Consider the following 13,028-nt stretch of genomic DNA (forward strand, 5'->3'; position numbering starts at 1 on the left):
TCGTTGCTGTCCACGTGATAGGCGTCGCGCGCCCAGAGCAGGCGGTTGACCACACCCAGGTGTTCGTTCATCACGCCTTTGGGCGTGCCGGTGGAGCCGGAGGTGTACAGCACATAGGCCAGGTGGTTTGGCTGCAAACCCAGGGCCTTGGCATCCGGATTAACGCTCGGCTGCCTGGTCAATTGCGCGAGGTCATCGCGGTCATCGAGCACCAGCACCGGAAGGTCCAGGGCCGGCAGGTTGTCGTGCAGATCCTGAGTGGTCAGCACTGCCTGCGGCGAGCTGTCCTCAAGCATATAGGCCTGACGCGCGCTCGGCAGGTCCGGATCGATCGGCACGTAGGCGCCACCGGCCTTGAGAATACCCAACAGCGCCACGACCATTTCCGGTCCGCGACGCAGGCTGACCGCAACTCGCGTATCCGGCTCCACGCCCAGTTCGATCAGGCGATGGGCGAGCTGGTTGGCCTGTTGGTTGAGTTCGGCGTAGGTGAGCAGCGGTCCGCTGTCGCCGCGTACGGCGCAGGCATCCGGACGCTGGTTGACCTGGTGTTCGATCAGTTGGTGAATCAACACATCGCGTGGATAAGGGTGAGCGGTATTATTGAAGCCCGCCAGCAACAGCTCGCGCTCGTCATCCGGCAGTATCGGCAGGCTGTTCAACGCGGCATGCGGGGTGTGTTCCAGCGCTTCCACCAGGCTGTGCAGTGCAACCTGCATGTACTCGCCGATGCGCTGGGCATTGATTTGCTGGACGGCCTGAATAGTGAGCGTGAAAGCATCGCCCAGGTCATCGACGTTCAGGGTCAACGGGTAGTTGGTATTGTCTTCGGTGCCGAAAGACTCGATCCCTTCCCAGGCGGCGGCAGCTTGTGCCGAAACATCGCCCACGACACTGTGCCGGTAGTTGAGCAATGCACTGAATAGCGGCGTCGGTGCGGCCACGCCGCTGCAACGCTGGGCGAGCACCAGCGGAGCATGCTCATGCCCCAGCAAGGATGTCAGCCGCTCGTGGGTCGTTTTCAATCCCTCGGCTACTGTCGTCGCGTCGATATCGACGCGCAGCGGCAAGGTATTGATAAACATGCCCAACGCACGGTCGGCACCGTCGCCGGCCTGCATACGGCCCAGCAGTACCGTGCCGAACACCACTTTTTCACAGGCCGAGACATTGCCCAGCACCCGCGCCCAGGCCAGGTGCATCAGGCTCGCGACGCTGACGCCTGCCTGTCGAGCCTGAGCCCGCAAACGCAGGCTCAGCTCGGCGGCCAGGGGCACGCTGGCCTCTTTGAGGTCACGGCCGCCGTCCTGCACATCCTGCACACCGAATGGCAGGGTCGGCTCGACGATGTCGCCGAGCATCTCGCGGAAGAACGCTTGGTGCTGAGCATCACGGCCCCCCAGGCGAGCCTGGGCGACATAGTTGCGATACGGCACCGTCTCAGCCAACGCATCGCCCTGACCGAGCAGGTGCGCCTGAATTTCATGCAGGACCACGGACAGGGAAGTGGCGTCGCTGACCAGGTGATGGGACAGCAGCATCGCCAGCCAGCGGTCGTTGACCGGGTCATGGCTATAGACAATGCGCATCAATGGCGCGTTACGCACATCAAGGCGGTAATGCCGAGGGTCGAAGCGCTGGTGCAATTGCTCGTCAACCGGGCCGTCTGCAGGGTCGAGGAACAACTCGGTGACTTGCAGTTCAGCCTGGCGCAGCACCACTTGCACCGGTTCATCAAGATCTTCCCACAGCACTGCGGTGCGCAGGATATCGTGGCGGTTTATCACGCATTGCAAAGCGCCGCTGAAAGCGTCCAGCCGCGCCCGGTCTGACACGCCAAACAGTGCTTTCAGGGTATAGGGGTCGCCCTGTTCGGCACTGATATGGTGGTAAAGAATCCCCGCCTGCAACGGTGCCAGCGGGTAGATGTCCTGCACATTGGCAGCACCGCCGGGCACGTCCTTCGCCACGCGGTCGATCTGCGCCTGAGTGAGGCTGATCAGCGGCAGCAAATCAGGGGTGATGTGTTCGCAACGTTCGGGAATCAGGTTGGCCGGCACCACGACGTCCGTGCCGCCATCGATTGCTGCGGCAAGCGCCGCCACGGTCGGCTGGCCGAACAGCACATGCACATCGGCACTCAGACCGACATCGCGCATTTGCTGGATCAATTTCACCGCCAGCAGCGAGTGGCCGCCCAGCTCGAAGAAGTGATCATGACGACCCACCTGTTCAACCTTGAGCACGTCGACCCAGATCGACGCCAGCAGCGTTTCCACTTCGCCTTGCGGCGCTTCGTAACCACGGCTGATCAGCGATTGCGCATCCGGAGCAGGCAGTGCCTTGCGATCCAGCTTGCCGTTGGGCGTCAAGGGCAGGCTGTCCAGCTGCACAAAAGCGCTGGGAATCATGTATTCGGGCAGGTGTTCAAGCAACTCTTTGCGCAGGTTTTCGGCGGGGACCGGTTCGCCACACAGGTAGGCCACCAGACGCTTGCTGTCAGGTTGTGCCGGGTCGTCTGCGCGGGCAACCACTACCACTTCACGCACACCGGTGCACAAAGCCAGAGCGGCCTCGATTTCGCCGATCTCGATACGCAAGCCGCGGATCTTCACCTGGAAGTCATTACGGCCCAGGTATTCCAGCGCGCCATTGGCCAGCCAGCGGCCCACGTCGCCGGTTTTGTATAGGCGGGCCTGCGGGTCGCTGGAAAACGGGTCAGCGACGAAACGCTCGGCACTCAATTCTGGCTGGTTCAGGTAACCCCTGGCCACGCCGATGCCGCCAATGTGCAGTTCACCGGCAACGCCCAGCGGTTGCAAGTGACCTGACGCATCCAGCACGTGCATTTGAATATTGGCAATCGGACGGCCGATGGGCACGCTTTCGCCCGGATCCGTCGGGCGGCATTCCCACGCAGTAACGTCGATGGCCGCTTCGGTCGGGCCATACAGGTTGTGCAGTTCAACACCCTTGAGCTGTTGCTCGAAGCGGCGCTGCAACGCGCGAGGTAAAGCCTCGCCGCTGCACAGTACGCGGCGCAGTTGCGGGAAGTCGCGGGTTGAGCGGTGCTCCAGAAATACATCGAGCATCGAGGGCACAAAGTGCAGCAGGGTAATGCCCGCGTCACTCATGACCTGCGCCAGATAGTCAGGGTCCTGATGGCCACCGGGACGGGCCATGACCAGTTCGGCACCGGCCAGCAGCGGCAGGAAAAACTCCCAGACCGACACGTCGAAGCCGAACGGGGTCTTTTGCAGTACCCGATCGTTGCTGTCCACGTGATAGGCGTCGCGCGCCCAGAGCAGGCGGTTGACCACACCCAGGTGTTCGTTCATCACGCCTTTGGGCGTGCCGGTGGAACCGGAGGTGTACAGCACATAGGCCAGGTGATTTGGCTGCAAACCCAGGGCCTTGGCATCCGGATTAACGCTCGGCTGCCTGGTCAATTGCGCACTGTCATCGCGGTCATCGAGCACCAGCACCGGAAGGTCCAGGGCCGGCAGGTTGTCGTGCAGATCCTGAGTGGTCAGCACCGCCCTTGGCGAGCTGTCTTCGAGCATATAGGTCTGGCGAGCGCTGGGCAGGTCCGGATCGATCGGCACGTAGGCGCCACCGGCCTTGAGAATACCCAACAGCGCCACGACCATTTCCGGACCGCGACGCAGGCTTACCGCAACCCGCGTATCCGGTTCCACGCCCAGTTCGATCAGGCGATGGGCGAGCTGGTTGGCCTGTTGGTTGAGTTCGGCGTAAGTGAGCAACGGCCCGCTGTCGCTGCGCACGGCGCAGGCATCCGGACGCTGGGCGGCCTGTTGTTCGATCAGTTGGTGAATCAGGATGTCGCGAGGATAGGCGAGGGCGGTTTGGTTGAAAGTTGCCAGTTGCTGATGCTCGTTTTGGCTCATCAGCGGGAAGTGTGCCAAAGGGTTGTCGTGTTGATTCAGCACAGCTTCAAGCATGGCGAAAATGCGCTGCTGTATGCGCTGAACTTCCTCGAAGGTGAAGTAAGCCGTGTTGAAGTTGAAGTCCAGGTGGATGTCTTCAGAGGGATGGTAATCGCGTACGAAGATCGCCATGGGCGTCTGTTCGTAGCCGTTGTCCAGCATCAGCACCCGCGCCGGGTCTTCGCAGCCGAACGTGACATCACCATCGAAGCTTTCGAATGACAGTGAAACATCGAACAGCTGATGGCGTCCGGTTTGCGCCAGCCGCAGGCTACGGTTGAGTTCGGCAATCGGGAAACGCTGGTGACGGTAAGTGCGGCGTAGTTGCGTACCGATGTTATTCATCAGGTCGACCAGCGTTGCATGCGGATCGAAGCCCACGCGAATCGGGCTGATCGAGGAAAACATCCCGATGGTGGCTTTCTGACGAGCATTGGTGCGGTTATGCACCGGCATTCCGACAACGATCTCATCGACGCCTACGGTACGGCAGAAATAGGTGCTGATCACTCCGACCAGTACATGAGCCACGGACAGGTTGCATTCGCTGGCAAACTGCGTAAGCGCGTTGTAAAGCGCGCGGGGCAACATGGCTTGAACCTGGTCACTGGGAGCTGGACCGTTGGTTACGCCTGCCTTGAAATCTGCTCTGCGTTGCAGCAGAACCGGCGGCAGTTGGGCGTAGGTCTGCTCCCAGAACAGTCGATCACGCTCGTAGCGAGAAGACGTCATGTAGGCCTTGTCTTCTTCAAGGAACGAGAGGTAAGAAGGCCCCTCAGCAAGCGTTTGCTTGCCTTCCAGCAAGCCTGAGTAGGCATCGCTTACGGCGTGCGCGATCAGCACTGCACCGATACCGTCGGCGACCAGGTGGTGCAAGCGATTGAACCAGTAATAAAGTTGCGGACCGCAACGAACCAGACGCGACTCCCAGAGTTGTCCGGTCATTGACTCAAAGGGTTGGCGGAAGGACTCGCGCAGATGCGCAATGGCATGCTCGGCGTCGCCGTCGACCTCAGGCAAGTCGGTCACTTCAAGCTTGAACGGCGCCTCGGACAGAACACGCTGGCCGCCCATGCCCCTCTCGTGGCTGAAACTCAGGCGCAACGCGTCATGGCTGTCGATGACCATCTGGATGGCTTTCTCGAACAACACAATATCGATCTCGCCCTTGATCTCCAGAGTCATGCCGATGTTGTAGTAAGGCAGGTGCGGGTGTGTGAGCTGATCGAGCCAGATACCTTGCTGAACCGAAGCCAGCGAAAGGGGTTCTTGTTCTTGCGTGCACAGATTGTCGATCAACGAATTCATCTCAAAGCACCTGTTTGCGAAATCAATTGGCTCGTCTCCGGTCGAAGGGCGGCGCGGCATGTGGCTGGACGACTGCCAGTCGGAGGGAGGACTAAAAACATTGAAAAAAAAATAGAGCATCCCCTTGGGGATGTCTGTCGTGGGAAGCTGGGACAACTGCGGGCTTCCGGGCTGGGTGTTCAATGATTCAAGACTGTTCGGTATAAAGGCCCGGACCGATTCGACTGGCTTGTGGAGCGGGGTGGTGAAGGGAAGGTTGTTGATTGGTGCTGCGCCAGTGTGCCGCCTGGAAGGTGAGCCGGTTACCGCCGCGCTCAAGGCCGCAGCGCAGAGTGAAGTCGGGGGCCTGAGCCCCCGCCCTTTTATTCGCCGAGGTATCGCGCGACTGTCAGGCGACAGCGGGCTGAAGAACTTCGTCCAGGAAGCTGAAGGCGGTGTGTTTCGATTGCGGGCTGGAGACAAAGAACGCGAGGTGGCTGCCGTTGTGTTCTATGTGCAGCGTGGCGTCCTTGATCGACGCAGCGATATGCCGTGAGCCACCGATGTGCGTCGTTGAATCGGCATCGCCAGCCACGACCAGAGTTGGCGCGCTGATGCGCGCCAGTCGTGATGCCAGCTCGGTCTTGTTCAGTGCGTCATTCAAACGCGCATAGCGATAGAACAACTCGGGATTGACATAGGGGTAAAGCACCACGTGGGCAATGGACTCGGGGGTGGTGGCCAGCGTCGACTGGTCCAGGAACATCGCTTGCAGGTCAGCAGCCTCGCCGCGATCCTGAGCTGCGCTTTCCATCAGCCATTCGAAGTTTTGCTGATGAGCGGTGCGCAGGTCGTTATCGCCCAGGTTGTAATCCCCATGCCACAGGCTCAGGGAGTTGACTCGGTCGGCATGGGCTGCAGCGGCGCTCAGGGCGATGACCGCGCCGCCGCAGATGCCCATCAGATGCGCGTTGGATAACCTGAAGTGATTCATTACGCTGATCATGTCCGCAACCTGAGCATCGGTGTCCACCGCGATCTGGTCGAACGCCTCGCAGGCACCGAACAGCCCCCGGGTCTCCCAGGTCACGACAAAAAACCGCTCGCTCAAGGCATTGAACCAGTCGCGGCAGAGATCGAACGGAATGCCGCAGGGTAATGCCAGAACCACAGGAGGCAGCTCGCGGTTGGTACTGGCATGCACCAGCAAAGGCGCATGGTCACGGGTGGTCAGGTGCAGTGTCTCGATGTGCGGCACTGCACCACTGAATTCGAAATGCTTGAGTAGTCGATTGAAGGCGGTGACGTCTTCAGCATCGTCGAAGTGCTCGTAGGTATAGTCGAGCGCTTCGCAGATTTTGCGGCTTATAAGGTATTCGAACGACGACAGTTGTGCCTCGCCCCCATGCAAGTACTGGAGGGTGCGCACACCAATGCGCGCAAACGCCGCATTGATCGCCCGCTCGGTGGCTCGCACGCTGGAGCACGCCGGCTCTGGCAGAGGACCGTCGTCCCGGGCGAGAAAGCTCAGGCACACGGGATCGGGCAAATTGAGGGCAAGGTGCCTGAGCATCCTCACCGTCTCGCACAGACGCATCGCTGCATCGGAGGAAATAGTCATGGATCGTCACTCTTTGTCGGGCGCTTTTTTCAGGCACATTGCGCGAGGCTACTGTCGTCTGACGTATGTGGGTCAGACCGCTTCGAATTTCTTGCCGCGTGTGGTGTGAGTCACAAGGCGGTTGTATTCCGGTGTTTCGTCACCGATCACCTGCACCGCACCGTATTTCTCCAGGCTGATGCGGCCGCCGTACTCTTCGATGTGGTCCGAATCCGGATAGATGTGCACGAACGACGGTACGTAGCGTGACGCAAAGCCCATGCGCATCTCCTGTGATTCGCCGCTGTGCGGATAGGACGCATGCATCAGGGTCGACCAGAAAATGATGAACTGCCCGGCTTTCATCTGCATGGGCACAGCGGAGGCCTCGTCGGGCTTCCAGTTCTCATCGATCTGCAACTGCCGATAGTCGTAACCGAAGAAACCGCGACGCACGCCTTCCTTGACCACCGAGTTGTTGGCGTCGGGTTCATAGCTCATGCGCTTGGTTTCGTCGTAGTTCATGCTGTTCTGGGTGCCAGGAATGAACTGCAGGCAGCCATTGGCAATGTTGGCGTCGGTGAACGCCGTCCAGACGGTGATGGTGCCGCCGAACTCTTCGTTTTCCGGCCAGATGATCTGCGGCTTGCCGGAGGCATTGGCGAACGTATCGGCCTGATGCCAGTCGGTGCCTTCATCGCCCGGATACTTGGGAAAGAACTCGGTGCGCCAGCACAGCACATTAGGGCCGAGGATACTTTCGACGCGATCGCAGATTTCCGGGCGACAGATGTGGCTGGCCAGAAAGTCATCGTCCAGATGGCGGTCATAGTTGGCGATGTTGGTACCCCCGGAAATGGCGTCCAGGTCCTGATAGGCGGCAGCGCTACGGTCGAGCAGGCGCAGACGGGTGCGCTTCCAGGTTTCCTTCATTTCTTCTGGCGAATAGGCGTCAAACGGACCGATAAAGCCGTTTTTCTCGAACGAGGCACGCTGTTCCGCAGTTAAAGCGAATTTTTTGCTCATGAGCTTTTCCTTTTCGGTCAATGGGCTTGAACAAGGCTACGGGAGATGTGGTCGGCCAGGACTTTGGCCGTTGCGCCATCCGCCAGGATCCCGGGGTCGAGGTTGATTTTGTAATGTGTCTTGAGCTTGCTCAGCGAGCGGATCAATGCCAGAGAAGTGCCGCCGGAATCGAAGAAATCGTCATTGACACCGATGTTTTTCAGACCCAGGTCTTCGCTCCAGACTTTGAGCACGAAGTGCTCCTGTTCACTGAGGCCTTTGACGTCAGTCGTTTGTGAAGTCGTCGCGGCAGCGGTTGGCGAGGGCAGTTGTTGCTTGTCGATTTTGCCGTGGGGGGTCACCGGCAGCTCTGCCAGTGGCACATACAGCGAGGGACGCATGTACTCTGGCAAATTTTCGGCCATCAATGCAGCAACTTCGCTGCGGGCCTGTTCGGTCCAGGCTTCGAAGCCCTGGGCTGGCACCACGTAAGCCACCAGGCGCAGGTCGCCATCGCCGTAATCATGTACGCCAACATGGGCAGCGGCCACGCTCGGGCTGGTTTGCAGAGAGGCTTCGATCTCGCCGGGCTCGATGCGGAAACCGCTGATTTTCAATTGCTCGTCGCAGCGACCGGCGTAACGGTATTCGCCATTACCCTCCAGAGTCATCAGGTCGCCAGTACGGTAGGCGCGTACAGCACCGGGCAACTCGATGAAGCGCTCGACGTTGAGCGCCTCACGGTTCAGGTAGCCCTGAGCCACGCCCGCGCCTTCGATGTACAACTCGCCAGTAGTGCCTGCCGCGACCGGAGTCTGACTCGCGTCAAGCAGGTGCAGGCGCCAGCCGTCCAGCGGCTTGCCGAGAGACACCATGGCCGCTGTTTCCAGATCCTGCGCCAACACTCGCTTGAAGGTGGTGTGAACGGTGGCCTCGGTGATGCCGTACATGTTGATCAGCGCAGGCTTCTGGTCGCCATGGCGCTCGACCCAGGGACGCAGCACGCTGGCGGGCAACGCTTCGCCACCGAACACTACATAGCGCAGCGCCAGAGAAGCAGTGTTGCCACGATCGGCTTCATCAAGACCACGGAAAGCCGATGGCGTCTGGCTGAGCACGGTGATGCGCTGATCGGCGAGCCATTGACGCAGGGCGGCAGGAGAACGCGAGACGTCATACGGGACAACGGCCACCTGGCCGCCATGGGCGAGGGCACCCCAGATTTCCCAGACCGAGAAGTCGAAACCGATGGAGTGGAACATCGACCAGACGTCCTGGGCGTTGAAGCCATAGACGCGTTGAGTACTTTCCAGCAGGCGACTGACGTTGCCATGGGAAACCTGTACGCCCTTGGGCTCACCGGTGGAACCCGAGGTGTAGATGATGTAGGCAGTGGCAGTACTCGGGTCGATACGGGTGTCTTCAGCGGCCGATTGCAGCGCCGGCGCGGACAGTAACTCGTCGAGTGCCAATACGCGCAGCGACGGTATTTTCGGCAGGTTGGTGGCATCACCGATGATCAGGCTCAGCTCGCTGTCACGCACGATGTGCTCGACGCGTTTGCCAGGGTATTGCGGGTCGACCGGCACATAGGTGCCACCGGCTTTGAGAATACCCAGCAGGCTGGTGACCAGATCGACGCTGCGCGGCAGGTACATGCCCACACGCGTGCCATAGGTCACACCTTCATCGCGTAAGCGTGCAGCCAGCTTTGTCGACAACGCGTCGAGCTGTGCGTAGCTCAACGTCCGGGCGGCATCGCTGACGGCGGTGCGCTCAGGAAATTGTCGCGCCCTGTCACTGAATATCTCGTGCAGGAAAGCACCGGGTTTGAGAGGGGCTGACGCGGCGCTAAGCGATTCGTCAGTGTTCGTAATCGGCATGACCAAGGCTCCTGTGTAATAACCAGACGCAGCGTTCAAATCCGCTGCAATCGAGACATCCCTGCGGCCTGACGAATCCGTCAATGGGCCGGCATGATCCGCAGTTGGCGCATTTCAGCACCGACTGCCGGGCTGCGTCTGTCGAGGGAAATGGGGACAAAGCCTGCCGATTCTGATCAGTACGCATCGACACTCTTCGCGACCGATGTCCCGGATTGCGGTGACAGACGCCTCTGGCCATCAGTGTTTTTATTCTTGCGCGGTGCCGGAGCGTACTGGTCTGGCTCCATACAAAAAGTGGATGTGAAGGGCTGAGGTCCAGGAGTTTGTTCATGAGTCTTCAAGCTAACACTGCGCCCGTTTTCGCTGATGAACAGCAAACGGATGCGCCAACCTGGCCTGACAGGGCCGCTGACCCGTCGGTGCGGTTGTCCTTGCTGGCTACCGGTACCCGTTTGCCTGTGGTGATCGAGCCAACAGTTGACGGACTGGATCCGGTGCTGTGGGCCAGCGCCCGGCGCGAAGCGATCGAGACGCTGCTGTGCCGTCACGGCGCGGTCTTGTTTCGGGGATTTGATCTGCCTTCGGTCGCTGCCTTCGAAGGCTTTGCCGAGGCGCTTTCACCTGGCCTGCACGGCGCGTACGGCGACCTTCCGAAAAAGGAAGGCGGGCGCAATGTCTATCGCTCAACGCCGTATCCAGAGCGCGAGATGATCCTTTATCACAACGAGAGTTCGCACCTGGAAAGCTGGCCACGCAAGCAATTTTTCTTTTGCGAGCAGCCATCGCGGGTGGGTGGAGCAACGCCGCTGGCGGATATCCGTCAAGTGCTCGCGTACCTGCCGCAAGAGGTGGTCGAGCGCTTCGAGAGCAAAGGTCTGCTTTACAGCCGGACCTTCACCGCCGGTGTCGAGCCGAGCTGGGAATCGTTCTTCGGCACGTCCGAACGCAGCGTTATCGAGCAGCGTTGCCGCGAGCAAGGTACAGACTTCGAGTGGCTTGACGGCGACACCCTGCAGCTGCGCACCCAGTGCCCGGCAGTGATCACCCATCCCTTCACGGGCGAGCGTTGTTTCTTCAATCAGGTGCAATTGCATCACCCGTATTGCATGGGCGAGGAACTGCGTGAGGACCTGCTCGACATGTTCGGCCCCGAGCGCCTGCCACGGTTGGTCAGCTATGGCGACGGCTCAGCCATCGAGGACTCGGTGATGGCCTTGATCGGTAAAGCCTACGAGGCTTGCGCTGTGCGTTTCGACTGGCGCAAGGGTGATGTGGTGATGCTTGACAACATGCTTGCCGCACACGCCCGTGACCCTTATGAGGAACCCCGGCTGATCGTTGTCGCCATGGGCGAAATGACCGCTCGCGGCGACGTTTGGCAACCGGCCTGAATGACCGACATCCCGTTATCAAGCCAGGACTTTCAACCACCGGCGCCCGCGCTGGCTAATGAATTCAAGGGCAGCAGCTAATGAAAACCAAGCAAGAAAAGAAGGCCAGACCAGGCTCGATCATGCGTCTGTTGTGGAGCAGCCATCCCTGGCTGACGTTCTTTACGCTGCTGACCGGGCTCATCAGCGGCGTTGCGTCCATTGCCGTGGTCAATGTGATCAACCAGGCGATTCACGAGGAGACCTTTCAGCGTGAGTCGTTGTTCTGGTTCGTTGGCCTGAGCCTGGTTGCCCTGGTTTTCCGCAACGGTGCGTCGCTGTTTCCGGCCTACGCCAGCATGCGCATCATGACCCGTATGCGCATTGCCCTGTGCCGCAAGATCCTCGGCACGCCGCTTGAGGAAATCGACCGCCGTGGTGCGCCGAATGTGCTGACCCTGCTGACCAGTGATATGCCGCAACTCAACGCTACGCTGTTGGTCATGCCAACGATCCTGGTGGAGTCGGCGGTGTTCCTGTTCGGTATTGCCTACCTGGCCTACCTGTCCTGGGTGGTGTTTGCAATAACCATCTCGCTGATGGTGCTGGGCGTTGCAATGTACATGCTGTTTTTCATGGGTGGCATGAAGTTCACCCACAAGGTGCGCGACGAGTTCACGGCCTTCAACGAATACACACACGCGCTGGTGTTCGGCCTCAAGGAACTGAAACTCAACGGTATTCGCCGCCGCTGGTTCAGCCGCTCGGCGATCCAGGAGTCTTCGGTGCGGGTCGCGAAGTACAACTACATTGAACGGCTCTGGTTCACTGGCGCCGAAAACGTTGGCCAGTTGACCCTGTCGTTGCTGGTCGGCTGCCTGCTGTTCGTTGCGCCGATGTTCGCTGTTATCGATGCCAGGACCATGAGTGCCAGTGTGTTGGCGGTGCTGTACATCATGGGCCCGCTGGTAATGCTGGTCAGCGCCATGCCGATGCTGGCCCAGGGACGTATTGCCTGCACGCGCCTGGCGGATTTCGGATTCTCCATCAACGAACCGCACCCAGAACCGGAAACCAGCGATGCCGACAATGTGCTGCTCCTCGATCACAAGAAGTCATGGGGCAGTATCCAGCTGAAGAACGTACACATGAACTACAAGGACCCGCAGAGCAGTTCCGGTTTTGCCTTGGGACCTATCGACCTGACGATCCACTCCGGTGAACTGGTCTACATCGTCGGCGGCAACGGTTGTGGCAAAAGCACCCTGGCCAAAGTGTTTTGCGGCCTGTACATCCCGCAAGAGGGTCAACTACTGCTCGACGGTACGGCGGTCACAGACGACTCGCGCGGCAACTATCGCGATCTGTTCTCGGCGGTGTTCTCTGACTTCCATGTGTTCAACCGATTGATAGGTCCTGACGAGAAAGAACATCCCAGCACCGATCAGGCGCAGAAATACCTGTCGACTTTGGGCCTGGAAGAAAAGGTCAAGATCGAGGGACTTGGTTACTCGACCACCACGGACTTGTCGTACGGCCAGCAGAAACGCCTGGCACTGGTTTGCGCCTACCTGGAGGACCGTCCGATTTACCTGCTGGACGAGTGGGCCGCCGACCAGGACCCGCCGTTCAAGCGTTTCTTTTACGAGGAATTGCTGCCGGACCTCAAACGTCGCGGCAAGACGATCCTGATCATTACTCACGACGATCAGTACTTCCAGTTGGCCGACCGCATCATCAAGTTGGCCGACGGTTGCATCGTCTCCGACGTGAAGTGCGAGGTCCAGGGCAAGCGCGCCTGAACTCAAGCGCAGTCCAAATTCCCAGGGATGGTCCTTCACAAAACTGCATGAAGCAGGCTCGTCCCGGGCTCCGAATCGACTACCGGTTATCGCTGCCTTTTGTATGCGGCCAGGCCGACCCTTTGCGAGAA

6 protein-coding genes are annotated in these 13,028 nt (G+C 59.8%); 2 read left to right on the plus strand and 4 right to left on the minus strand.

Translation table 11 applies throughout. The features are described from left to right. The 4 genes from BT119_RS19040 to syrB1 form a co-directional block, all read right to left on the minus strand. Nucleotides 1–5,255 (minus strand): non-ribosomal peptide synthetase (locus tag BT119_RS19040; RefSeq protein ID WP_175550594.1); only part of this gene is annotated, 5,255 nt, incomplete at its 3' end. 388 nt (nt 5,256–5,643) lie between these two features. Next, nucleotides 5,644–6,855, minus strand: a complete 1,212-nt coding sequence (gene syrC, locus BT119_RS19045) for a syringomycin E biosynthesis aminoacyltransferase SyrC (RefSeq protein ID WP_060707777.1) — start codon at nt 6,853–6,855, stop codon at nt 5,644–5,646. Between the two features lie 72 nt (nt 6,856–6,927). Further along, nucleotides 6,928–7,860, minus strand: a complete 933-nt coding sequence (gene syrB2, locus BT119_RS19050) for a syringomycin E biosynthesis L-threonyl-[L-threonyl-carrier protein] 4-chlorinase SyrB2 (protein WP_072366646.1) — start codon at nt 7,858–7,860, stop codon at nt 6,928–6,930. Between the two features lie 17 nt (nt 7,861–7,877). Next, complete coding sequence (syrB1, locus tag BT119_RS19055) at nt 7,878–9,722, minus strand: syringomycin E biosynthesis L-threonine--[L-threonyl-carrier protein] ligase SyrB1 (RefSeq protein WP_072366648.1); 1,845 nt, start codon at nt 9,720–9,722, stop codon at nt 7,878–7,880. Between the two features lie 332 nt (nt 9,723–10,054). On the opposite strand from syrB1, the gene BT119_RS19060 reads away from it, so the two are divergent. Together BT119_RS19060 and syrD are read left to right on the plus strand one after the other, a co-directional pair. Then, entirely contained in the window at nt 10,055–11,116 is a 1,062-nt protein-coding gene (locus tag BT119_RS19060; protein ID WP_003433909.1) for a TauD/TfdA family dioxygenase, read from the plus strand. A gap of 80 nt (nt 11,117–11,196) precedes the next feature. Next, the gene (gene syrD, locus BT119_RS19065; protein WP_003433908.1) at nt 11,197–12,897 is read left to right on the plus strand and encodes a cyclic peptide syringomycin export ABC transporter SyrD; all 1,701 of its coding nucleotides are present in this window, start codon (nt 11,197–11,199) and stop codon (nt 12,895–12,897) included. The last annotated feature ends 131 nt before the right edge of the window (nt 12,898–13,028 follow it).

The organism is Pseudomonas sp. NFACC10-1, assembly GCF_900119195.1.
Lineage (GTDB): Bacteria > Pseudomonadota > Gammaproteobacteria > Pseudomonadales > Pseudomonadaceae > Aquipseudomonas > Aquipseudomonas cerasi.

Excerpts from the sequence above, each read along its gene's own strand:
- BT119_RS19060 (WP_003433909.1), top strand. The coding sequence starts at position 10,055 with ATGAGTCTTCAAGCTAACACTGCGCCCGTTTTCGCTGATGAACAGCAA.
- syrD (WP_003433908.1), top strand. The coding sequence starts at position 11,197 with ATGAAAACCAAGCAAGAAAAGAAGGCCAGACCAGGCTCGATCATGCGT.
- syrB1 (WP_072366648.1), bottom strand. The coding sequence starts at position 9,722 with ATGCCGATTACGAACACTGACGAATCGCTTAGCGCCGCGTCAGCCCCT.
- syrB2 (WP_072366646.1), bottom strand. The coding sequence starts at position 7,860 with ATGAGCAAAAAATTCGCTTTAACTGCGGAACAGCGTGCCTCGTTCGAG.
- syrC (WP_060707777.1), bottom strand. The coding sequence starts at position 6,855 with ATGACTATTTCCTCCGATGCAGCGATGCGTCTGTGCGAGACGGTGAGG.